Raw genomic sequence first — 24,066 nt, forward strand, 5'->3', positions numbered from 1 at the left:
ATTCACCAGCGCAGGCGCCGCGTTGCCAGCGTGTTGCGTAAGCGGTCGTAGACCGTGACCGCGTCTGCGTCGCGCACGAAGCGCAGGCACAGCGGTGCGGCGACCCCATTGGCGCCCGCTGTATCCAGCCAGAGCGTGGCGGTACCGCAGGCGTGGTCGAGGGGCGAGCGCGACAGGCGCAATGCCTGCAGTTTGTCGATCTCGGCAAAGCGCCAGTAGCGTGACCACCAGCCACTGCGCACCGCCACGACGTGATTGTCCAAGGCCCAGCCCATGCGCTGCGCCTGCCGGTGTGCGGCGTACGCGGCGAAGGCGAACCACACGAGCCCCAGCCAGGCCCAATGGCCGACGTGCCACGCTGCGAGCGCGGTGACCGGTACCACCAGGGCCAGCGACGGCAGCAACAAGCGCCAGCGTGCGGAATCTTGGACGGGTTGCCAGTCCTCGCGTGGCCATTGCACATGCGGCAGCAGGTGCTGTATGAGCGAATCGCACGCGTCTGGCGACGCGACGGGGGCCACGTCCTTCAGCGCGCGCGTGTCCTGTTGGCCTGCCTTCTCGGCGACGGCGGTATCGATGCGCAGCGAGCGGCGGCGGAACACCCGGTGCAGCACGCCCTCGTGGATGGTCCATGCTTGGATGCGCCGTCGCGCGACGCTGGTGCGCAGGCGTGCAAGCAGGCCGCGTTCCACCATCAGTCGGCGTGCATCTTCGGTCAGCCGGAAGCCGTGGAACTGCAGCAGTGCCAGCACGACGGACAAGGCCCGGACCAGGCCCAGCGTGAGGATGACGAGCGCGACGACGCTGGCCGCGCCCGCCAGCCAGCCCAGATGGAGTTGCTCGGCATAGCCGTAAGCCTGTTTCGCACCCTGGCGGAAGAACTGTTCGATCATCTTCTCCGGCAGGATCTGCCACGCGGCACCGAAGCCCGCAGCGACCACGATCATGCCGCGGTTGGAGATCAGGCCAAGCTTGATGACTTCCCGAGTCGAGAGCGACAGCAGCGTGGTGTCGGCCGGGTGTGCTGCGCCCGTGGCACCCGGCGCCTCGTGGGCGGCCGTGCCATGCGCCTGGTGCCGCACCAGGTTTTCCAGGGCCAGCGCGTCGTTTAGACCGAGGACCCGCATCTGCGCTTCGGGCTTCTGGCCTCCCGCGGATTCGAGTCGCACTTCCGCAACGCCGAACATGCGATGCAGCAGCGACTGGTGGACCACCACGTTGTGGATACGCGAGAACGGAATCTCCCGTCGTGAGCGGTGCAGCAGGCCTTCGCGCACCGTCAGGCCATCGCGCCCGATCGTGTAGCGGTAAGTGAAGTACTGCAGGATTGCCAGCACCACCAGCACGGCGATGCCGATGATGGGTGCGAGCGACGCCCAGAGGTCGCCATCGCCACTGCTCTTGCGGGCACCGAACACCACCAGCGCGACCAGCGGAAAGATAAGCTGCTTGAGTTGTTGCAGCAGCACGAACAGCCATGACCAGGGGTGCAGACGGCGTTCGTCGGGAGCATCGGTTTGCACGGCACCATCCATCACAGCGCGTCGTCGTGGTCGACCTGTGTGGCAAGGCGTTCGCGCAGGCGTTCCGCGTCCTCTGCATCCAGCCCCGACACGGAAACCGCCGCCATCCGCGTGCCTGCGGTATGCACCACCAGGGTCGACAGGCGTGCACTGCGTTCGAGCGGTCCACGCTTGAGATCCAGGTGCTGCACGCGTGAAATGGGCACGTGGGTCTCGCTCTGCCACCAGTTACCGCGACGCAACGCGAAACCCTGGTCATCCAGGCGCCAGCGGGTGCGACGATGACGCTTGACCGCGACCCACGCGCCGATCGCCGCGCCGGCCAGCGCCGCTGCCGGAACGGCGAGCCAGGGCGACACGACGTCGGTGGCCCGGGAGATGAAGAAAGCAGGGATCGCCAGCGGGAACATCAGGGCAGCACCGCCCAGCGCGGCCAGCCAGGCGCCACGGGGCGGCAGTGATTGCCACTCTGGCGTACCCGCAGCGGATTCAGGCTCCATATGCATCACATCCGTCCCGCCCTGATCTCATCTATCGCTCGATAGTCCAGCACATAGTCGTTGCCATTGCGGTACCGGCTCAAGCGCGCCGTCATCCGTTTCTTGGTGCCCGCGCGCTTGTCCTCCGTCGGCTCGGTGTCGGCGGCCAGCTTCTCGAGCGCCAACAGCTGGAACTGGACGGCCTGTTCGAAGTCTCGATTGGCGGCCAGCGCGCTAGCCACCGTATCCAGTTCATGCCAATCCAGTTCGTCCTTGCGCCGGATCATGAACTGGGCCAGTTCCAGCGCTTTGGCAGGATCGCGCTGGCCGGCGACAGGACAGGTCGCCCAGATCCACACGCGTTCGTTGCGTGCCTGCTTCGCGCCCGCTTCTTCGGCGCGGGTGGCCCAATCGGCCGCCTGCCTGCAATCGCGCGGCAGCCCGGCCACGCCCTCGAAGTAGTAGTTGGCCATGCCGAGCAAGGCCATCGGTTCGCGCCCGTGCGCAGCCGCGCGTTGCAGGTGCGGCAGGGCACGGACCAGCGACGCCTCGGAGAATTTGCCGCGCTGCGGAATCGCGTTCGATGCGACCCACGCCGCCTGCGCGTGGCCACCTTCGCTTGCCTTCTCCAGCCAGGCCAGGCCCTCGGCTTCGTCTTTCGGCGCCAGTTGCGGCATCGCGCCACTGTAGAGCAGGGAGCCGACCCCGAACTGGGCCAGAAGGTCGCCGTCCGCAGCCTTCTGCCGCATCGCCTGCACGCGCAGCCGGTAACTGTGCATGTAGTCGGGCCAATCCTCGTTGAGGCGGGTCCGGATGGCCGCGTCGTCCAGCGGCGCGCGGTCCAGCGTCGCCAAGGCTGGCGCTTCGGCCTCGAGCATCGTCGAGATCGAAATCTCCATGGCCTGGACGTCGCCGATGCCGGCCTGCCGGAAGGACTGGTCCATCAGCGTCGACGCATCCAATACCATCGATTCGTAGCGGTACCGCCAGCGGCCATCCTCGCGGGCCAGGATGGGGCCGAACTGGAACTGGGTTTCGGTCGGCGATCCGATCTCGCCCACGGCCTCGTCCCCGACTACGGTGACGTTGCTCAGTGCCAGGATCGGCGCTTCTTCGGATGCCGGTTCGACGCCGATCCAGCCCCGGGTGAAGCACATTGCAGCCACCGCGCGCCCGTCCATCGCCTGCAGCGCTTCATCTGCCTGGGTTGCGCGCAGCAGGTAAACCAGAACCCGATCCAGGCTGGGCAAGCGGCGGAGTTGTCCGGGGGACGCATACAAGGCAAGGTCGCGCAGGAACGCGAAGTGGTCCTGGCTGGACGTGGCCAGCAGGTCTGTCGCCTCGGCATTGTCCTGGCTGCTGAGCGCCGCGTAGCGATCCCACGCGCGGCTCACGTTGTTCATCGTGGCCATGTCCTGCGCCGCCCAGGCCGGCAGCGCCAGCGCGCCAGCCAACATCCCGGTCAGCCATCTCCGCATCCGCATCGTGTTCCCCTGTGTGGTCCCCTCAGTGGTAGGGATTGCCCTCGCCACTGCCTTCCGGCCGCAGGGTATAGCGTTTGTAGGTCCACTGGTACTGCGCGGGATCACGGCGCGCGATCCGCTCGACGGCCTGGTTGAGCGCTGTCACGGCCGTCACGGCGTCCGCATCGGCGATCGCCGCCGGTGCGCGCTCCACGTGCAGCGCGAAGTCCGGCCCCGGACCGATGCGTTCACACCATGCGTACAGCACCGTCGCCCCCGTGCGCTCCGCCAACCGCGACACCAGCGTCATGGTCAGTGCGGGCTTGCCGAAGAACGGCGCGAATTCGCCGTCGCCCATCTTGGGTTGCTGGTCCGGCAGGATGCCCACCGCCCCCCCGTCTTTCAGCACCTTCCACAACTGGCGTACGGCAGGCCCCTCAGCGCGCACCTGACGGATGTTGTCCGCTCCCCGCACGCGCAGCAGGAAGGCGTCACCCGCCGGCGACTCAGGCGGACGGTAGACGATGGCGATCGGACCGCGCGAGGCCAGCCACTGGTTGAGCAGCTCCCAGTTGCCGAAGTGGGGCGCGGCGACGATCACGCCTTTGCCGCTGGCCAGCGCTTCGTCGTACAGCGCCTCGCCGTGACGCTCGCGCAGGCAGGCCAGGTTCTCGCCTGCCGGCCGCGTCCAGAAGCGCAGGGTTTCCAGCGCCTGCCGCGCGGTTGTGCGCAGGATGGCAGCATGCATTTCCTCACGCTGTCCCGGCAGCAGGTCCGGGTAGGCGATCTCCAGATTGCGGCGGGCCACCCGGCTTTCGCGCACGTCGAACCGCCGCCAAGCCCAGGCCATCGCGTCTCCCAGTGTGCGCAGCCAAGGCCAGGGAAGGCGCCCGATGAAGGCGGCGGCGTGGTAGCCAAGGGCGGCAAGAGTGTCCGGTTTCATCCGCCGAGTGTAGCCAACCGGCGTGTCGCCCTTGCCGGTGCGCGGCGGCGGGCCCGGTATCCTGTTCTTCCCCTCATGCCATCCGGGCCTATCCCATGCTTTCCCTGATCCAGCGCGTGACCCGGGCGAGCGTCGCGGTCGACGACACCGTCGTAGGGGCCATCGACACCGGTCTGCTGGCGTTGGTGGGGGTGGAACCGGGGGATGGCGAGGCGCAGATCGCCCGCATGGCCGACCGCTTGCTGGGTTACCGGGTCTTCGCCGACGAGGCGGGGCGCATGAACCGGTCCCTGGCCGATACGAACGGCGGACTGCTGCTGGTCAGCCAGTTCACGTTGGCCGCCGATACCCGCTCCGGCATGCGGCCCAGCTTCACCACCGCGGCCCCGCCCGCCGAGGCTGAACGGGGCTTCAACCGGCTGGTCGACATCTGTCGTGAAAAGCACGCCGGCAGGGTGGAAACCGGGCGTTTCGGCGCCCATATGGTGATCAGCCTCGTCAACGACGGGCCCGTGACCTTCCTGCTCCGCCCGTGACGTTCTCCCCTTGCCGGGAGACAGGCTTCAGGAACCCAAGCCGGTCCGGGCTGGTATAATACGGGGTTCTCCCTTTCCTCTTCCCGGTGGCGCAACCTCGATGGCCAACGAACGTCCTGCGCAGCAGTCCGACATCAAGCTCTTGATCAGCAAGGGCCTGGAGCAGGGCTATCTGACTTACGCCGAAGTCAACGATCACCTTCCCGACGACCTGGTCGATCCGGAACAGATCGAAGACATCATCGGCATGATCAACGGCATGGGCATCGATGTCCATGAAGTCGCTCCCGATGCCGAAACCCTCCTGCTCGCCGATGGCAACACCGGCAACCGCGAAGTCGACGAAACCGCGGCCGAAGAAGCCGCCGCGGCGCTGACTTCGCTGGATACCGAAGGTGGCCGCACCACCGACCCGGTGCGCATGTACATGCGCGAGATGGGCACCGTCGAACTGCTGACCCGCGAAGGCGAAATCGCCATCGCCAAGCGCATCGAGGAAGGCCTGGGCCAGGTGCAGGCGTCGCTCGGCAACTTCCCGTGGTCGATCGAGCTGTTGCTGGAAGACTACGAGCTGCACAAGGCGGGCAAGAAGCGCCTGGCCGAGGTCATCGTCGGTTTCAACGATGTCGAAGAGCCGACCCCGGAAGTACCGGTGGCCGAAGAGGCTGTCGAAGCCACCGACGATGCGGCCGACGATGAAGAAGAAGCCGCGGACGATGTGGCCGAGGAAGCGGGCCCGACCGGTCCGGATCCGGAAGAAGTCGCGCGTCGCATGCAGGTGCTGGCCGACGGCTACGCCAAGTTCAAGAAGTCCTACGCGAAGAACGGCCCTGAGAACAAGGCCGTGGTCAAGCTGCGCACCGAGCTGGGCGAGACCTTCGTCACCCTCAAGTTGCCACTTCCGCTGACCGACACGCTGGTGCGCAAGCTGCGCGAGGTCGTGGCCCAGGTGAAGGACCACGAGCGCCGCGTGCTGCACCTGTGCGCCAATGTCGCCAAGATGCCGCGCAAGGAGTTCCTGCGCGCATGGGAAGGCAACCAGACCAATCTGGGCTGGGTGGACGAGGTGTTGAAGCGCAAGCAGAAGTGGTCTTCGGGCCTGCGCGATGTCAGGGAGCAGATCGTCGCCGAACAGGAAGCCACCATCGCCGTCGAGCAGGCGATGTACCTGACGCTTGCCGACATCAAGGAAATCAGCCGCGCGATGGCCTATGGCGAAGCCAAGGCACGCAAGGCGAAGAAGGAAATGGTCGAGGCCAACCTGCGCCTGGTCATCTCCATCGCCAAGAAGTACACCAACCGCGGCCTGCAGTTCCTCGACCTGATCCAGGAAGGCAACATCGGCCTGATGAAGGCGGTCGACAAGTTCGAATACCGTCGCGGCTACAAGTTCTCGACCTATGCGACCTGGTGGATCCGGCAGGCCATCACCCGCTCGATCGCCGACCAGGCGCGCACCATCCGCATCCCGGTGCACATGATCGAGACGATCAACAAGCTCAACCGCATTTCCCGCCAGATGCTCCAGCAGTACGGCCGCGAGGCCACGCCGGAAGAACTGGCCAAGGAAATGGACATGCCGGAAGACAAGATCCGCAAGGTCATGAAGATCGCGAAGGAACCGATCTCCATGGAGACGCCGATCGGCGACGATGAAGACTCCCACCTGGGCGACTTCATCGAGGACACCAACGTGGAGTCCCCGATCGAGAACACCACCAACATCAACCTGTCGGAAACGGTCCGCGACGTGCTCGCCGGCCTGACCCCGCGGGAAGCCAAGGTGCTGCGCATGCGTTTCGGCATCGACATGAATACCGATCACACGCTGGAAGAGGTCGGCAAGCAGTTCGACGTCACCCGCGAGCGCATCCGCCAGATAGAAGCCAAGGCATTGCGCAAGCTGCGTCATCCGTCGCGTTCGGAACAGCTGCGCAGCTTCCTCGACATCGACTGACGCGAAGAAGTACAGCATTGCACCAATGAAGCGCGGTCCTGAGGGGCCGCGTTTCTTTTTGGTGCATGGCTGGCGTCGCTGACGCGTCCGTCTTGCCGTCATCATCACATGCGCGCCACTACACTCTCGGGCACCCCACGAGTCAGACTTCCGCGTGCAGCGACGGGACGCAATCAAATCCGTCCTCGCCATTGCGTTGCTGGGCAGCATGCCCCGCGCGATGGCGCAGGCCACGAAAACAGCGAACACCGCGACAGCACCGACGCGATTCACCTTGGAAACGGTTCCACGCCTTGCGCAAGCGATGGCGAGGCAGCCTTATCGCGCACCTGACGAACAGCTGCCCGCGTCACTGGATACCGGCTACGACGCGTATCGCGACCTGCGCTTCGATCCGACGCAGGCCCTCTGGCGCAAGGAAGCTCTGCCATTCCAGGTGCAGATGTTCCATCGCGGCTTCCTGTTCAAGCAGCGCGTGGAGCTGTGGCGTGTGCATGAGGGGCGTGCGGAGCCGATTCCGTATTCCCCTGGACAGTTTGATTTTCCGCAGGGCGTGACGCCTCCACAGGATCAAGCCTTGGGGTTCGCAGGCTTTCGCGTGCATACGCCGCTCAACCAGCCAGACGTGTTCGACGAGGTGATCGCGTTCCTCGGCGCCAGCTATTTCCGCGCCCTTGGCAAGGGGCACGCATACGGCCTTTCCGCGCGTGGACTTGCCCTGGGCAGCGGTGATGCGGGTGCGGAGGAATTCCCGCTGTTCCGCGCCTTCTGGATCGAGCAGCCTCTGCCGGGCGCAACGCAGCTGGTTGTACATGCCTTGCTCGACAGCCCGAGTGTGGCGGGTGCATTCCGCTTCCTGATCCGCCCGGGTGGTGAAACCGTCATCGATGTGCAATCGCGCCTGTATCCCCGCGTGGACCTGGCGCGTGCAGGCATCGCGCCACTCACCAGCATGTTCGAGTTCGATGCTGGCGATCGTGTCGGAACCGACGACTACCGGCCGGCCGTGCACGACTCCGATGGGCTCGCCATTTTCAATGGACACGGCGAACAGATCTGGCGTCCGCTGAGCAACCCGTCGCGGGTCCAGCACAGTGCCTTCGCCGATGCCGGTCCTCGCGGCTTCGGCCTGATGCAACGCAAGCGCGGCTTCGGCGACTACGCCGATATCGAGGCGCGTTACCACCAGCGTCCCAGCCTATGGATCGAGCCCAAGGGGGATTGGGGCAAAGGAGCGGTCACGCTGGTGGAAATTCCCACCGGCGACGAGTATCACGACAATGTGGTGGCGTTCTGGCGACCCGAGGCGCCGCTGCGCGCGGGGCGCGAACACCGTTTCGACTACCGCATGCACTGGTGCGACACGCATCAGTGGGACGCCGACCTGGCCATTGTCACCGCCACGCGCATTGGCGCGGCGCCTGATCCTGCCCGTCGACTGGTGGTGATCGATCTGGATGGCGGCCGCCTGGCCTCGCTGCCGCGTGATGCGAAGCCGATACCGGATGTCTGGGCGGCCCGGGGCGATATCGTCGGCGCGGTGGTCTATCCGAATCCGGAGACGCGAGGCTGGCGGTTGAGCTTTGAATTCCGTCCCCAGACAGGGAGCACGGATGGACGTGACGTGGAACTGCATGCGCGCGTGCTGGAGGGGCAAGTGCCGCTATCCGAAACCTGGCTGTACCGCTGGAGCACCTGACCATGAACACACCTCGCGTGGATGATCCGTTGCAGCAGGAGTGGCTGCCCCCGGAATCGCCGCTTGCCATGCCGGTACAGGACCTGCGGACAGGCCGTCTATCGTCAAGAGCGCTGCCCACATCGCCCCCCGCCATCATGCGGCGGCGTGTGTTGGTAGTGGGTACTGCGATCGCGCTGACCCTGTTTGCGACCTACCAGATCTGGTGGGTATTGCGCGGCGACGGCATCAATGTGCTGGAGGGCGTGCTGCTCGCGTTGTTTGTTGCGCTGTTCGCCTGGATCGCGCTGTCGTTCTCCAGCGCACTGGCTGGCTTCGTGCTGCTGTTGCGCCGACGCCCGCATCCACTCGGCATCGATGACGCGGCGGCGCTTCCCGAGCTATCGACGCGCACGGCCCTGCTGCTGCCGACCTACAACGAAGACCCGCATCGCGTGCTGGCCGGCCTGCATGCCATGCATGAGTCGCTGCAAGGTACGGGGCAAGGGAGTCGCTTCGACTTCTTCATCCTCAGCGACACCACGCGCCCGGAAGTCAGGCATCACGAAGTGGCTGCCGTCCGGGCTCTGCGGCGCAGGCTGGGTGCAGACGCACGTGTGTTCTACCGCCGCCGCCGCGAGAATACGGAGCGCAAGGCAGGCAACATCGCGGAGTGGGTGCGGCGTTTCGGCGGCGCGTATCCGCAGATGCTGATCCTGGATGCCGACAGCCTGATGACCGGCGACACCCTGGTCCGTCTGGCGGGTGCGATGGAACGCAATGCCAGCGTTGCACTGATCCAGACGCTGCCGATGATCGTCAATGGGCGCACGTTCTTCGCGCGCATGCAGCAGTTCGCCGGCCGCGTGTATGGCCCGGTGGTCGCGCATGGCATCGCCTGGTGGCATGGCGCGGAGGGCAACTACTGGGGGCACAACGCCATCATCCGGACCGCGGCGTTCGCCAGGCATGCCGGCCTGCCCCACCTTCGCGGCGGCAAGCCGTTCGAGGGGGCCGTGCTCAGCCATGATTTCGTGGAGGCCGCGCTGCTTCGCCGTGGTGGCTGGGCCATCCACATGGCGCCAGGGCTGGGCGGCAGTTACGAGGAAGGCCCACCTTCGCTGACGGACATGCTGGTGCGCGACCGCCGCTGGTGCCAAGGCAATCTGCAGCACGGCGCGGTGCTGCCGGCACGTGGCCTGCACCGCATGCACCGGCTGCATCTGCTGGTCGGCATCGGTCACTACTTCACGGCGCCGATGTGGGCCATGCTGATGTTGGTAGGCTTGGCCATTCCGTTGCAGCAGGCCGGCTTCAACCTGAGCCAGCCGCATCTGGAAGGTTTCACGCCTGCACTTTACTGGCGCGGCGGTGATCCGGCGCGCTTCCTGTGGGTTTTCTACTTCACGATGGCGGTGCTGCTGGCGCCCAAGGCGATGGGCTGCGTGGCCACGCTGGTGCAGCCGGCGTTGCGTCGGCAGTGTGGCGGCGGGCTGCGCATCATCGGCAGCGCGTTGCTGGAAACCGTGATGGCGGCATTGATGGCACCCGTCACCATGTACGTGCAATCGCGTGGCGTGGCGGAAGTGCTGGCCGGACAGGATTCCGGCTGGGAGACGCAGCGTCGCGACGATGGTAGCGTGCCCCTCGCCAGCCTGGTGCGCCGTTACGCAGGATTGACGTTGTTCGGCGCGAGCAGCGGCATGGTCGCCTACTTCGTGTCGCCCGCGCTCGCGGCATGGATGGGGCCGGTCGTGCTGGGCATGGTCCTGTCGATCCCCATGAACGTCCTGACGGCATCGCCCGTGGTCGGCCAGCGCCTGCGCGCTGCCGGATGGCTGCGCATCCCAGAGGAATCCACGCCTCCGGCGATCCTCAGTCGTGCCCTGGCGTTGCGCGCCGCATCCGACGACGCGCCATCCGCACCCTTGGCCTCCGGTACAATCCTCGCGCTGGGGGCCTATAGCTCAATGGTTAGAGCAGAGGACTCATAATCCTTTGGTTCCAGGTTCGAGTCCTGGTGGGCCCACCATCCCTGCCAACCCCTGATAGATGATCGGCGGCGACTGCAGTGGCCGAAAGTGGGTGTCCCCTGCCGTTCGATGGAGGACCGGGCTTTCCACTGATCTTTGCGCCAGTCATCGCCCTGCCCGTCGGCCCCATGCATGCAAGCGATGTCGCGAATCCGTTGGAAACTCGGCAGTCTGCTGCTCATGCCATGCGCCGTCGCCCTGGCGGAGGAAGAGCAGCGAGTGGCCGCGGAGACGCTTGACCGCGTCGTGGTGGTCGCAACGCGCCTTGAATCGGTAGATGCCTTCGACGTGCCGGCCTCGGTCGATACCGTCGTGGTGGGTGACGGTGGCGCGCGATCCCAGTCTGCGTTGTCGGAAGTGCTGGTCGGCGTCTCCGGGCTGCTCGCGCGCGAACGGCAGAATCTCGCGCAGGACACGCAGCTTTCGATCCGTGGCTTCGGCGCGCGCTCGACTTTCGGCGTGCGCGGATTGCGCCTGTACGCCGATGGCGTGCCCGCGACCATGCCCGACGGGCAGGGACAGGTATCCCACTTCAACATGCAGGGTGCGGATCGCGTGGAGGTGCTGCGCGGGCCGTTCTCCGCCCTGCATGGCAATTCTTCCGGCGGCGTGATCCAACTGTGGAGCGACGTTCCCGATGAGGGCCATGAAGCCCGGGTGCAGGCAAGCGTGGGCAGCCATGGCAACGGTGTACTGGGTGTGCGGATGCGCGGCGCCGACAATATCGCGGGCTACAGCTTGGCGGCGGCGATGCTGGAGACGGACGGCTACCGCGCGCACAGCGCGGCGCGGCGCGAATCGCTGAATGCGAAAGTCCGGTTGAAGCCGGGCCGTGCCACGCTGGACCTGGTCTTCAATCATTTCGACGCGCCCGATGCCAAGGATCCGCTGGGCCTTACGCGTGCGCAGGCATGGCAGGACCCGCGCCAGGCGACGCTGGTGGCGACCCAGTTCGATACGCGGAAATCCGTCCGGCAGGATCAGCTGGGTGCCGTGTACGAATGGCCTTTTGGCAGCGGACATCTGCTGCGGGCGATGGCCTATGGTGGGCGGCGCGACGTCGAACAATACCTCGCGTTGCCGGGCACCGCGCAAGCCAATCCACTCAACGCCGGCGGCATGATCGATCTCGACAACGACTACGGCGGGGCGGACCTGCGCTGGTCATGGACGGGCGAACTTGCCGGGCGTCCGTTCGAGGTCAGTGCGGGCACGAATGCCGATCGGCAGCGCCAGCATCGTCGCGGCTACGAGAATTTCGTCGGCACGGCGCAGGGCGTGCGAGGCGCGTTGCGGCGCGACGAGCGCAACCAGGTAGGGAATGTCGACCAGTACGCACAAGCTTGGTGGCGGTTCGCACCCCGCTGGTCCTTGCTGGCCGGCGCGCGCCACAGCCGCATCGCATTCCGCTCGCGGGATGCCTACGTCACGGCTACCAATCCCGATGATAGTGGCCAGGTGACGTACGAGCGCACCACGCCGGTAGCGGGGCTGGTGTACGCGCCAACCGATACGCTGCGGCTGTACGCGTCCACCGGGCGCGGCTTCGAGACGCCGACGTTCAACGAGATCGGCTATCGCGCCGATGGCGGCGCCGGGCTGGCATTCGATCTGCGACCCGCGATCAGCCGGAATGCAGAGGTGGGGGTGAAGTGGCGGGATGGGCGGGGCGCCCGCGTCGAAGCGGCACTGTTCCGCGCCGACACCGACGACGAGCTCGCGGTCGCACGCAACGTGGCTGGCCGGAGCAGTTACCGCAACGCCGGCGCCGCACGACGCCAGGGCGTGGAACTGCAGGCCGGTCTGCAACTGCACGCCGCATGGCGGCTGCAGCTGGCCTACACGTGGCTGGACGCCACGTTCCGCGACGGCTTTCCCATCTGCATCTCGAGCGGTTGCACCACGCCGGGTGTGCAGGTCGCGGCCGGCACGCGCATTCCCGGGATTGCCCGGCAACAAGCATCGGTCCGCCTGGGCTGGCAGGGCGAGCAGTGGAGCGCTGCGGCGCAATTGCTGGGCGTCAGCGCGGTCACGGTGAACGATACCGGCAGCGAACGCGCCCCGGGCCATGGCCTGCTCAACCTCGAACTCGTGCGCGATTGGCCGGCCCGTAGCGGGCGCCTGCAGGGCTTCGCCCGTATCGACAATGCACTGGACCGGTTCCATATCGGTTCCGTCATCGTCAACGAAGGCAACGGCCGGTTCTACGAGCCCGGTGCCGGGCGCACGTTCACCGTGGGACTGCGCTGGTACTGGGCGGACCGCTGACGGCGCACCGGTCTCGTGGCGGGCCTATGTCAATCGATGGGGAAGATGGACACTGGCGCGCAGTCCGCCGTTGCTGCGGTTCGACAGCGATACATCGCCACCGTGTGCGAGTGCCGTGGATTTCACGGATGCAAGGCCCAGGCCGATTCCGCCCGTGGCCCGGTTTCGCGAAGCATCCCCGCGCACGAAGGGCATGAACAATTGCGCTTCCTGCATGGGATCGATGCCGGGACCGTCGTCGTCCACCTGCAGGCGGTAACCCTCCCGCTCCGCCGTCAACGCGAGCCGCGCCCGTTGTCCGTACTTGAGCGCGTTGTCGACCAGATTGGCCACCATGCGGCGCAGCGACAACGGGTCGCCTTTCATCGGTGCAGGCGAGCCATCAGCGAGCTGCACGTCGTGTCCGATATCGCGCAGGTTGTCGACCACGCTTTCCACCAGCAGGCGTAGATCGAGTGACTCGTGCGCGCGCAGGCGATTCTGGTCGTGAATGAATTCCAGCGTCGCATCGATCATCTGCGACATCTCGGCGATGTCGGCGCTGGCCTTGGTGCGGCCCTCGGCCGGCAGCGCATCCAGCCGGAAAGCCAGCCGCGCGAGCGGCGTGCGCAGGTCGTGCGCGATCGCGCCGGCCATCTCGCTGCGCTCCTGCAGCAGACGGTTCAGCCGCGCCTGCATGGCGTTGAAAGCGGCGGCGGCGCTGGCGATCTCGCTGGGACCCGTGAGGGGGAGGGGAGGGGCATCGGCGTCACGGCCCATCCGGTTGGCAGCACGTGTGAACTGGTGGATCGGTGACGCCAGCGCACGCGAGAACCACCATGCCAGCGGCGTCAGCGCCAGCACGCCCGCAAGGAACAGGGTGCCCAGTCTCGTGATGAAGGAAGCACGATTGCGCGTGTTCTCGACTACCCGCCAGCGTCCGTCAGCCTGACGGTAGGCCGCCACGAAATCGCCGCGAAGGGGAGCGTCGGGACGCCAGTTGGGCGGGAACGGCGGCGGTCCGCCTTTCAAGTCGACTGCTGCCTGTGCTTGTCCTTCCCCTGGCATGCCTCCGGGCAGGGGAACGGGGAGCGCTGACGCAGGCGGCGCGGGAAACGGCGCGAGCGAGAAGGGTGGCCGGGGGCCCTGCAGGTGGAAGAAGCGTACCCGTTCCACTTCGCTGCCCAGCCATTGGGCGAGCAGTGCGGAGAACAGCGGCGAGGCACGGTAGCGCGATGCGTCGGGCGACGGCGCCTGGTCGGCGTAGGAGACCTGCAGGTCGGGGCTGGTTGCGGGCATGCGCGAAGACAGCAACGCCGTCAGTTCGCTCAAGGCGATGCCGTCCACGGGCGGCCGGTACAGCAGTACCGCCATGCCGACGGTATACGCCACCACCAGCGCGACAAGCAGGAGAAGGAACGTCCTTGCGAAAAGCGGCAGGCGCCGACGGTTCGTCATCGGCGCACGACGGAAGGCAGCAGCATGTAGCCCTCGTTGCGCACGGTGCGGATCATTTCCGTGCCGCCACGCTCGTTGAGCTTCCGGCGCAGCCGACTGACCTGACTGTCGATGGCCCGGTCGTATACGTCCACGTTGTGGCCGCGCGCGTAGTCCAGCAACTGGTCACGGCTGAGCACGCGCTGCGGATGTTCGATGAAGGTGCGAAGCAGCGCGAACTCGCCATCGGAAAGATTGATGTAGGTGCCCGCAGGATCGCGCAGTTCACGGCGGGCCACATCCAGGCTCCAGCCATCGAAACCGAAAACGGTAGCGCCGTTCGGGCCGGTACCGCCATCGCCGGCGGGAGAGCGACGGCGCAGAAGGGCGCGCACGCGGGCCAGCAGTTCGCGCGGATTGCACGGTTTGGCGAGGTAATCGTCGGCGCCGACTTCCAGGCCGATGATGCGGTCGGTATCCGTGCCGAGCGCGCTGAGCATGATCACCGGAGGGCCGGACTCGCTGGCCAACCTGCGTGCGGCGGCCAAGCCATCCTCGCCCGGCATCATCACGTCGAGCACGATCAGGTCGGGTCGCCGCCGCGCGATGGCATCCCGCATCGCGGCCGTATCGCCCACCTCGTCCACGCGATAACCGTGCTCGCGCAGGAAGCCGCCGATCAGCGTGCGCAGTTCGGGGTCGTCGTCGACCACCAGGATGTGGGAGCTCAGGTCCATGGCGCGGGGGGCGTGCAGCGTCCGTGAGAAGTATGCGTCATTCCCCGGTCCTTCCCGGCACGCGGGAAAAGAGCCGCCATGAGGGATGGCGGCAGGGGATTTCCAGGGGAGAGTACAAGGTTGGTCTGTCGCCAACGCCACCGCAGGGTGCAGCGCGTTCTTCGCGCCGGTATGTCGTCGTGTGTCGCGACGTGGCACTGCCCCCGGCACGGGGCGACACACGACGACATAGGCAAGCGACACGGCGCGTCCATCCTCACCACTCCCCGCCGCCGGTGTTCGCCCATGCCATCTTTCCGCCTTGCAGGGCCTTGTGGCGGCGACCGCTGTTCCATGCATGCGACGGATTCATCCGCTGTGGAGCCTGCAGGCACCATGCCCGCCAACCATCCTTCTCAAGGAGGTTCCTTGTTGCACGCCACGCCCTTCCGCGCCGCCCTGTTGGGCTTGCTGGCCTTCGGGCTCGCCGCCTGCTGCTCGCCGCCGCATCTGCATCGTCCACCGCCCGCACCTTTCGGTCACGACGGACCGCCCCATCCGCATGCGGATGGATATGGCATGCCGCCGATGCCGGATCCGGAGCTCAGGGACGCGATCGCGCGCTGCGCCGAGGAGCTCGACCTGCCGTTACCCGCCGCGGATGCCTCGCATGAACCGCCCCTGCTTGATCCGGAGCAGCACGACCTGCTGGACGCATGCCTAGAAGACCAAGGATATCCACCACCCTCGCCGGCAAAGAGTCACTGGGACGACCCGGTTTGATCCTGCCGCCGCATAGGCTGCCCGGCATGCCCCGGACATCACCGCTTGAGCTCCTGCATTGACTGGCGCAACCGCGACAGGTCCGCGACCGCGCGCCGCAGGCCACGTGTGGCAGGTGCCGGCAGATGCCAAGGACCGCCTGATTGCCTGCCTGGTGAGCGTCATCGTCCTGGCGCTGACCGCACGCGTGCTGATGCTGCACCGCCCTGTCGTGCGTGCGGAGGCATCCGAATCCACGCTGCAGATACGCTTCATTGCACGCGCGACCGTGATACGGACCCCGCATACGTCAGCGCGTCCGTTCCGCCCGGACCAGGACCAGCAGCGCCCGCCGCCGGCGCTGCGCAGGACTGCGTCACCGGCCACGGCCTCCGTGCGGGTCTACGCGGACCAAGGCGTCCCGCTCGTGTTGTACGGCCGCGATGGACGCCTGCTTCTGCTGGAAGATGCGGCAGGGCGCGCCGTGCCGGTACGGCCGCCACCCGGCACGGGAGAAGGCGTGGCGCGCAACAAAGCACCGGGTCCCTTCGACCGTCGTAATCCGGTTGATTACCGGGAGACACGGTTCGACAAGGCCTGGCTCGGGAAAGGCACCGCCGGAGACAGCCTGCTGGAGAACGCGCACGGAACCGTCACCGGCACGGTGGTCATTCCGTTGGGGACGCGCGACCAGCCCGCACGCGCGCGCCCACCGCCGGAGGTCCGCTTCAATCCCGCATACCACGAGCGAGTGGCGGATCTCGGCAGCGAAGCAACAGGGGACGCCTACAAGGCGGCACCCATCGCGTCCGAGCCGGCTCCTGGCCTGGAAGGGGCCGCCAGCCGCGCGATCAGGGAGCAATTGGCGGCGCTCGGTGCGGATTTTCCGCATTGCCGGAAGTCGCTGTATGCAGAACTGCTGCGGCCCATCCAGCAGCACCTGTCGCAGTTGGAGCGCGTGGAGCATGCATTCGCGAACGGAGCCGATCCGACACGCGCGGAACACCTGCTGCCACGGGAGGCCGACATGGCTTACAACCTGGCGCGCCGCGCCGCTTGGCATGCGCGCGCGACGTTGTCGTCATGCCCGCGCTGAACGGGATGCCTCGTCGAGCGTTTATCGCAGGCGGAAGTTCAGGGCGTGGCGGCGCGCGTGCTGCCGGATCGCGACGCATGCGCAGGCGATGGGCGTTCCGATGCGACGTGACGCATGATGTCGATGAAGGGCGCCACCCAGTACACGTCCGGATGGGCAGCCAGGTGCCGCAGCAAAGCTTCGTGTGCGTCGTTGGAGACGGCGAGGTGGTCGCCGCCGATGCCATGGAAGGTGAAGTTGACCATCGTGCCCCGTCGTGCCGCCTCTTCGACGCGTGCGATCAGCGCTTCGCCGGTCACCTCGACAGGAACGTCGACCGGCACTGCCATCGGATCGAGTGTCGCCATGTCCGCGACCACGCCGCCCTGTCCCAGCTTGATCGCCACGAATGCCGATGCGACGGCGTCGACATAGTTTCCGTCGCGCGCCTCCGTATCGCCGCAAGGCACGGTCATGGTCCGTTCGTGCCTGCCATCCAGTGCGGTCAGCATGACATTCGCCAGCAGCACCTGGTCGCGCATCTGCGCCACGGTGACGCTGTCTAGATCGCGGTGTGCCTCCACCCAGTCGCGATCGGGCCTGGAGCCCGAGCATTGGTGGAACAGGCTGTGGTTTCCCAGCTCGTGGCCGTTGCGTGCGGCGGACACCCATTCCTGCTGCCGCGTGCGCAGCGTGTCGGAGGACAGCGTCAGGTAGAAAGTGCCCTTCAGACCGTGGCGATCGAGTGCGGGGATCGCATTGTCCAGTTGCGACGGAACCGCGTCGTCGTAGGACAGGCTCACGGCGGCACGACGTCCGTCGGGCCACGCGAAAGCATCTGCGGCGGAGGTGGGTGCGCCCGGCAGCAGCAGCAACAGGACAAGCAACGGACGCATGGCGGACTCCCCTCAGCCGTGTGGTCAGTTCACCAGGGTCTGGATCGCGCGCGCCGGGATGGTGACCACGGCCGAGTCCTGGCCTACATAGAAGTTGTAGGCGATCTCCTTGTCGGTCGGATTCATCACGACCGTGGCCAAGCGTCCGTCGGGATTGGCGAAGGACGTCGCCAGCAGGGTGCTGCGGCTGGTGGCGGTACTGACGCGACGTGCTTCGGGACGGATGAACTTCGAGAAGTGTCCGATGTAATAGTAGCTGGGCGTGTAGATCAGCTCGCCGGTACGTGTATCGGCGTGGAGCGGCGCGAAGCAGTAGTTGCCCACGTGGTTCGGGCCCCCCTTTTCGTCCAGCAGCATGTTCCAGTCGGTCCAGCCGACCGCACCGTTGTTGAGATCGTGGATCATCGAGGTCCCGTAGCGTTCGGCATTCGGCCAATGCTGGTAGCGCGCCGGGTCGAACTTCTCGACCGCTGCCTCGGTCAGCAGCACCGGCTTGTCGGGAAACGCCTGCGTCACCGCTGCCACGTTGCGGTACATCGCGTCGAAGCCCGCCCACGTCTCGTACCAGTGGAAGCCGAGGCCCCATGCATACTTCGCCGCCTCCGGGTCGCCGAGGATTACCTGGGCGCGGTACAGCATCATGTCGCGGTTGTGGTCCCACACGATGATCTTCTTGTCGGCGTAACCGGCCGCGTGCATGGTCGGGCCGAGGTGCAGCTTGAGGAAATCCCGCTCTTCCTCGGCCGTGTATAGCATCGATTCCCAAGTTTGCGTGGCCATCGGCTCGTTCTGCACGGTGATGCCCCAGATCGGCACCCCTTCCTTCTCGTAGGCCTGGATGAATCTGACGAAATAGTTCGCCCACGCCTGCCGGTACTCGGGCAGCAGCGCGCCGCCACGCAGCATGTGGTTGTTCGTCTTCATGAAGGCGGGCGCGCTCCACGGGCTGGCGAACAAGGGCAGCTTGCCGCCCGAGGCCGCGATGGCCTGCTTGATCATCGGCAGGCGAGCCTTGCGGTCATGATCGATCGAGAACGTCTCCAGCGCCTTGTCGCCTTCCTCGATGTAGGTGTAACTGGCCGAGCTGAAATCGGAGCTGTGGATGGTGGTGCGTGCCAACGAGTAGCCGATGCCTTCCCGCTTGTCGTAGTACGCACGCATGAACTCGGCCTGTTTCGCAGGCGGGAGCGCGGCATAGACCTCGGCGGTCGAGTCGGTGATGGCGCCGCCAATGCCCAGCAATGACTGGAACTGCACGGCGGGGTCCACGAAGACCGACGTCTCGACTTCCGTCAGCGTGTGCCCCGGCTTGAGCACGACGGTGCCTGTTTCGCTGAGGCGCTGGGGGGAGCCCTGCGCGGTCGTGTAGATGGTCACCGTGGAGGCGAGTCGCATCGAGGTCTCCCGGGGTCCGGTGGCACCTGCGTCCGTCATTCCGGCGGCCAGGGCCACGCCAAGCGTAACGGCGGAGAACAAACGGGTGGAATGCATGCTGGCGCCTCTTGTGGAAGTGTGCAGCCGGGCGCAGCGTGGAGCGCGTCGGATGCGCGGTAGTTGACAGCGCTGTCATAGCGTTGCTACACCTTGCTGTCAACCGATTGCGCGCCGGGTGGCGGAAAACGGGACGCATGCAGCGTCCATCGCGCGCGCGCACCGGATGTGTGTTGCCGTGCAGCAAGAGTTTGCGCGTGGTCACGGGTATCAGCTGGGTTCCATCGTTGCTGTTCGCGGCAGCTCGTACTGGCCGCGTGTCGCACCGATCACGGGACGGGTCGTGCGGTATCCAAGCAGCGGGCATCGCTGTCAGAATCCGGCGTCGTGCCGGGAGGGTGGACGAGTGGAGCAGGAGCATCCCAATGCGTAGTCGGATCGAAGACGTGGCTGCGGCTGCAGGCGTGTCCATGAAGACCGTGTCGCGCGTGCTCAACAACGAGCCGAACGTCCGTGAAGAAATGCGCCAGCGGGTCATGAAGGCCGTCGACCAGCTGCAATACCGTCCCAATCTGTCGGCACGCAGCCTGGCCGGGCAGCGCTCGTATGTCATTGCGCTGGTCTACAACAACCCGTCGCGCAACTACCTGATGGAGATCCAGAGCGGCATGCTGGATGCCTGTCGCGACAACCACTACAACCTGGTGCTGGCGCCCGTCGGTGCGCCGAAACAGCGCAAGGCCGACGATCTGAAAGTGGTTTTCGAGCACTTCGCGCCTGACGGCGTGGTGTTGATTCCTCCGCTGACGGACGACCCGGTGGTGCTGGAGTTCCTGGAACAGCAGGAAGTGCCGTTCGCCTGCATCGCGCCGAAGCATCCCGATCATCGCATCGGGGTGATGATGGACGAGACGGCTGCCGTGCTCGAACTTATCGCCGGACTCGTGGCGCAAGGCCATCGCCGCATCGGCCACATCAAGGGTCCGCCGGCGCATGGCGCGTGCCAGTGGCGGTTCAAGGGCTACAAGGACGCATTGCGTGCGTCAGGGCTGGAGTACGACGCAGAGCTGGTGGTGCAGGGCGCCTTCTCGTTCGAGTCCGGCATCGAGGCCGGCAACCGGCTGCTCGACCTGCACCGGCCGCCGACCGCCATCTTCGCGGCCAACGACGACATGGCGGCCGGCGTCATCCGCGCGGCGTGCGAGCGCGGGCTGGCGGTGCCGCGCGACATTTCGGTGTGCGGCTTCGATGACACGCCCATCGCGCGCCACATCTATCCTGCGCTGACGACCGTGCGGCAGCCCACGTCAGAAATGGGCAGGCTGGCCACGTTGCAACTGCTGGCGCGCATCCGCTCGACGGAAGCGGGGAGCATGGTGCACGTCGAACACGAAGTGCTGTTCCGCGAATCGACACAGCCACCCGCGCGGCGCTGAAGCAGTCGCATTCCTCACTTGCATCGGTCCTGGATCCCGGCGGCGCCAAGCGCGGCCGGGAGGGTGGAAGTCGTGCGCGCATTCCATACCAATAGAGAACCTTCAGTGTGGTTGCGCGGGAATTATTTTCATTTTCCTTGCAGCACCACGCGGGAAAGAAAACGGTTTCAGCTGCGACGCAACATGAAGAATAGTGCTTGAAATAAGCCATTTTCTTGCAATCATGAGTCGAATCACAGAAAGTTGACAACGCTGTCAATCGCGCGTCCAATTCGGCCCAATGTGAAAGGGGACAGAGGCCTCGGGCACACACACCAACGCCATTCGTGAATTTCCGGAGAGGGGAAAGTCCATGAAGCAAGTGCAATCCGTTCCAAGGAAGCGGGTGCTTACATCCGCATTGTTGCTCGCACTCGCAGGACCCGCATGGGCCCAGCAGGTCGAGCCCCAGGGCAATGCCGATCCGGCGCCCGCGAGCGCCAGCGAGGTTGATCCCGCTACGCTGGATACCGTCGTGGTCAAGGGCATCCGCGCGAGCCTGGAGTCGTCGATGAACCTCAAGCGCGATGCGCAGGGTGTCGTCGATGGCATCGTCGCCGAGGACATCGGCAAGTTCCCGGATACCAACCTGGCCGAATCGCTCCAGCGCATCAGCGGCGTGTCGATCGATCGCACACCCAGCGGTGAAGGTTCGAAGGTCACCGTGCGCGGCATGGGCCCGGACTACAACCTGGTGCTGCTCAACGGTCGCCAGATGCCTGCGTCCAACCTGGGCAGCGGTGGTGCGGGCTCGTCCACCTCGCGCTCGTTCGACTTCGCCAACCTGGCCAGCGAATCGGTGTCCGAGATCCGCGTCTTCAAGACCGGTCGCGCCGACAATCCGACCGGCGGCATCGGCGCCACCATCGACGTGCGGACGGCGCGCCCGCTGCAGGCCGAGCCGGTCGCGACGTTCGGGTTGAAGGCGGTCAACGACAGCTCCAATGGCAACCTGCCCAAGACCATGCAGGGCAGCGATTTCACGGGCGAGATGTCGGGCATCTTCAGCCAGACCTATGCCGATGGCCGTTTCGGTATCGCGCTCAGCGGCAGCTACCAGGAGCGTGATTCCGGTTTCAACCAGGCGTCGGTGGCCGATGGCTGGCTGACGTTCTACGGCGACAACTCGAACAGCTGGCAGCGCCTGCCGCTGCCGGGCGAAACGTACTATGACCGCATCGACAACCGTCCGGGCCTGGACGATGTCTATGCGCGTCCACAGAACACCGGTTACAGCGTCAATGGCGTGCAGCGCCAGCGCACCAATGGCCAGGTGACGCTGCAGTGGGCGCCGACCGACAACGTGACGACCACGCTGGACTACAACTACATCGAGAACAAGGTTCAGCAGCAGCGCAGCGAGCTGTCGGTGTGGTTCAACTACGGCCCGGGCGACAGTTCATGGACCGATGGCCCGGTTGCGGCGCCGATCATCTATTCCGAAGACATGACCAACGCCGACCTTTCGATGGGCGGCATGCAGCTGGCGACCAAGACCACCGGTGATTCGCTGGGCTTCAACGTCGAGTGGGAAGTCACCGACAATCTCAATCTCGAGTTCGATTACCACAATTCCACCTCCGAATCGAAGCCGGACAGTCCGCTCGGGTCGGCCGGCGTGCTCGGCGTGGCTGCGTATGTGCGTGGTACCACCACCGTCGATTACAGCGGCGAGATTCCGATCGTCAACGTCCAACTGCCGCCCGGCCAGACCGAGGTGCTCGCATCGCAGGCGCTGGTGACCGGTTCGGTCTTCCAGAACAGCTACAACAAGTCCGAGGTCGAACAGCTGCAGGCCAAGGGCCGCTTCGAGTTCGGTGACTACTCTGGGCTGGACTTCGGTGTGTCGGCCATCGATGTACAGAACCGCTCCGCGTCGTCCGTGATGCAGCGCGATACCTGGGGTGGCGTCGGCACGCCGGCGGACTATGACGACAGCATCTGGTACGTCGACCACATGTCGCGTTACTTCGAGGCCTTCGGCAACCACAACAACCCGAACTGGACCGACGCGTTCCTGGTGTTCGACTTCGAGCGCCTGCGCCAGGCCGCGATCGACGAATCAGGCTGTGCTAGCTGCTACCAGATGCCGACCGAGTTCACCGACGACATGCGTACGTCGGAGAAGTCGAAGAGCGCCTATGTGCAGTGGACGACGATGTTCGATTGGTCCATGCCGCTGCACGTGGCCCTGGGTGTCCGTTACGAGAAGACGGAAGTCGTTTCCACGGCGCTCGAACGTGTCGGCGAAACCATCAGCTGGGTGGCGGCGAACGAGCTGTACGTGAACTACGCGGCCGAGCAGACGTTTGGCCGGCGCGAGGGCGACTACGATTATTTCCTGCCGAACCTGGACCTGAAGCTGGATATCAGCGACAGCATGGTGCTGCGCGGCAGCTACAGCCAGACCATCGGTCGTCCCGGCTGGGGCGCCATCCGTGGCGGCCAGCAACTGGCGAATGTCGTCCGTATCACCGGCGGCGACGGCAGTCGCGGCGACCCGTCGCTGGAGCCCCTGCTTTCGGACAACTTCGATCTGTCGTTCGAGTGGTACTACAGCCCCGGCAGCTACTTCTCGGTTGGCTACTTCCGCAAGGACATCAAGAACTTCATCAGCGACACCATCGTGCGCGAAGAGCCGTTCGCCCTGCATACCCCGGTGGGCGGCACCTACTGGAACAATGCGCTCGCAGCAGGCTGCCTGGCGACGGACGGCGACTGCATCCGCAATTACATCTTCGCCAACCATGCCGGGGATCCGGGTGTCGATGCGGTCGCCGGTACGATCACGGGCCAACCGGGCGACCCGATCGCCGGGTTCAACATCACTGTTCCGGCCAACCAGCGGTCGGATACGCTCGATGGCTTCGAGATCAATGTCCAGCACCTGTTCGGCGACAGCGGTTTCGGTATTGCGGCCAACTACACCAAGGTCGATTCGGGGTTGACGTTCGACGACACTGACCTGGGTGACCAGTACCCGCTGGTGGGCCTGAGCGATTCGGCCAACGTGGTGGCGTTCTACGACAAGGGGCCGTGGCAGGTCCGCGCGGCGTACAACTGGCGCGATGAGTTCTTCAACGGCGTCGGCGGGCAGGGCAACAACCCCAACTACGTCGAGGAGTACGGCCAGTTCGACATGAACGTGAGCTACCAGGTGACGCCACAGCTGACGATCAGCCTGGAAGGCATCAACCTCACGGACGAGACGATGCGCACCCACGCTCGTCACGAGAACATGGTGCGGTTCGCCACCCAGACCGGCCCCCGCTACATGTTCGGCCTGCGGTACAAGTTCTGACCGCAGCGGTGCGATCCAGGGACGGAGTCGTCGGCAGGTCCGGCGGCTCCGTCTTTCTTTGCCCCATGTGATCGGGCACGATGCCACGGGTTGCGCTGTTCCGCCCGGTAGCCT

General features: G+C 65.8%; 17 protein-coding genes and 1 tRNA gene. 10 read left to right on the forward strand and 8 right to left on the reverse strand.

What is annotated here, in order from left to right:
• Nucleotides 1-2: 2 nt before the first annotated feature.
• From FB548_RS02630 to FB548_RS02645, 4 genes are read right to left on the reverse strand one after another with little or no spacing between them, the layout of a single operon-like run.
• Nucleotides 3-1,535: a PH domain-containing protein gene (locus FB548_RS02630; protein WP_142123199.1), complete on the reverse strand. Its 1,533-nt coding sequence runs from the start codon at nt 1,533-1,535 to the stop codon at nt 3-5.
• Complete coding sequence (locus tag FB548_RS02635; RefSeq protein ID WP_142123200.1) at nt 1,535-2,029, reverse strand: PH domain-containing protein; 495 nt, start codon at nt 2,027-2,029, stop codon at nt 1,535-1,537. The genes FB548_RS02630 and FB548_RS02635 overlap by 1 nt, the downstream gene beginning before the upstream one ends.
• Entirely contained in the window at nt 2,029-3,486 is a 1,458-nt protein-coding gene (locus FB548_RS02640) for an SEL1-like repeat protein (protein ID WP_142123201.1), read from the reverse strand. The genes FB548_RS02635 and FB548_RS02640 overlap by 1 nt, the downstream gene beginning before the upstream one ends.
• A gap of 22 nt (nt 3,487-3,508) precedes the next feature.
• Complete coding sequence (locus tag FB548_RS02645) at nt 3,509-4,408, reverse strand: lauroyl acyltransferase (RefSeq protein ID WP_142123202.1); 900 nt, start codon at nt 4,406-4,408, stop codon at nt 3,509-3,511.
• Between the two features lie 95 nt (nt 4,409-4,503).
• Here FB548_RS02645 and dtd point away from each other — a divergent pair, with 95 nt between their 5' ends.
• The 6 genes from dtd to FB548_RS02675 all read left to right on the forward strand — a co-directional run bounded on the left by dtd (nt 4,504) and on the right by FB548_RS02675 (nt 12,880).
• Nucleotides 4,504-4,944: a D-aminoacyl-tRNA deacylase gene (gene dtd, locus FB548_RS02650; RefSeq protein ID WP_142123203.1), complete on the forward strand. Its 441-nt coding sequence runs from the start codon at nt 4,504-4,506 to the stop codon at nt 4,942-4,944.
• A 100-nt stretch (nt 4,945-5,044) separates the two neighbouring features.
• A complete protein-coding gene (gene rpoD / locus FB548_RS02655; RefSeq protein WP_142123204.1) occupies nt 5,045-6,901 on the forward strand; it encodes an RNA polymerase sigma factor RpoD in 1,857 nt (618 codons plus the stop codon).
• A gap of 220 nt (nt 6,902-7,121) precedes the next feature.
• Nucleotides 7,122-8,600, forward strand: coding sequence for a glucan biosynthesis protein G (locus FB548_RS02660; RefSeq protein WP_255470380.1), 1,479 nt, complete (start codon nt 7,122-7,124; stop codon nt 8,598-8,600).
• A 2-nt stretch (nt 8,601-8,602) separates the two neighbouring features.
• Nucleotides 8,603-10,573, forward strand: a complete 1,971-nt coding sequence (mdoH, locus tag FB548_RS02665) for a glucans biosynthesis glucosyltransferase MdoH (RefSeq protein ID WP_142124069.1) — start codon at nt 8,603-8,605, stop codon at nt 10,571-10,573.
• Nucleotides 10,536-10,611, forward strand: a tRNA-Ile gene (locus FB548_RS02670). Before mdoH ends, FB548_RS02670 begins: the two co-directional genes overlap by 38 nt.
• 142 nt (nt 10,612-10,753) lie before the next feature.
• A complete protein-coding gene (locus FB548_RS02675; protein ID WP_255470281.1) occupies nt 10,754-12,880 on the forward strand; it encodes a TonB-dependent receptor in 2,127 nt (708 codons plus the stop codon).
• Between the two features lie 24 nt (nt 12,881-12,904).
• Here the strand turns inward: FB548_RS02675 and FB548_RS02680 are convergent, their stop codons facing one another.
• Nucleotides 12,905-14,317, reverse strand: a complete 1,413-nt coding sequence (locus tag FB548_RS02680) for an ATP-binding protein (protein ID WP_142123207.1) — start codon at nt 14,315-14,317, stop codon at nt 12,905-12,907.
• Nucleotides 14,314-15,033, reverse strand: coding sequence for a response regulator (locus FB548_RS02685; RefSeq protein WP_142123208.1), 720 nt, complete (start codon nt 15,031-15,033; stop codon nt 14,314-14,316). Before FB548_RS02685 ends, FB548_RS02680 begins: the two co-directional genes overlap by 4 nt.
• A 411-nt stretch (nt 15,034-15,444) precedes the next feature.
• Between FB548_RS02685 and FB548_RS02690 the strand changes: the two genes are divergently transcribed.
• A complete protein-coding gene (locus FB548_RS02690) occupies nt 15,445-15,795 on the forward strand; it encodes a hypothetical protein (RefSeq protein WP_142123209.1) in 351 nt (116 codons plus the stop codon).
• 115 nt (nt 15,796-15,910) lie between these two features.
• Complete coding sequence (locus tag FB548_RS02695) at nt 15,911-16,870, forward strand: hypothetical protein (protein WP_221625897.1); 960 nt, start codon at nt 15,911-15,913, stop codon at nt 16,868-16,870.
• 38 nt (nt 16,871-16,908) lie between these two features.
• On the opposite strand, the gene FB548_RS02700 is transcribed toward FB548_RS02695, so the two are convergent.
• Nucleotides 16,909-17,745 carry a polysaccharide deacetylase family protein gene (locus tag FB548_RS02700; protein ID WP_142123211.1) on the reverse strand — a complete coding sequence of 279 codons (837 nt, stop codon included), beginning with the start codon at nt 17,743-17,745 and terminating at the stop codon, nt 16,909-16,911.
• 24 nt (nt 17,746-17,769) lie between these two features.
• Entirely contained in the window at nt 17,770-19,179 is a 1,410-nt protein-coding gene (locus tag FB548_RS02705; protein WP_142124070.1) for a glycoside hydrolase family 30 protein, read from the reverse strand.
• A 422-nt stretch (nt 19,180-19,601) separates the two neighbouring features.
• Here FB548_RS02705 and FB548_RS02710 point away from each other — a divergent pair, with 422 nt between their 5' ends.
• Together FB548_RS02710 and FB548_RS02715 are read left to right on the forward strand one after the other, a co-directional pair.
• Nucleotides 19,602-20,612, forward strand: coding sequence for a LacI family DNA-binding transcriptional regulator (locus FB548_RS02710; RefSeq protein WP_142123212.1), 1,011 nt, complete (start codon nt 19,602-19,604; stop codon nt 20,610-20,612).
• A 352-nt stretch (nt 20,613-20,964) separates the two neighbouring features.
• Nucleotides 20,965-23,952, forward strand: a complete 2,988-nt coding sequence (locus FB548_RS02715) for a TonB-dependent receptor (RefSeq protein ID WP_142123213.1) — start codon at nt 20,965-20,967, stop codon at nt 23,950-23,952.
• The last annotated feature ends 114 nt before the right edge of the window (nt 23,953-24,066 follow it).

Origin of the sequence: Pseudoxanthomonas sp. 3HH-4 (assembly GCF_006716465.1) — a bacterium.
In the GTDB taxonomy this organism is placed as follows: domain Bacteria; phylum Pseudomonadota; class Gammaproteobacteria; order Xanthomonadales; family Xanthomonadaceae; genus Pseudoxanthomonas_A.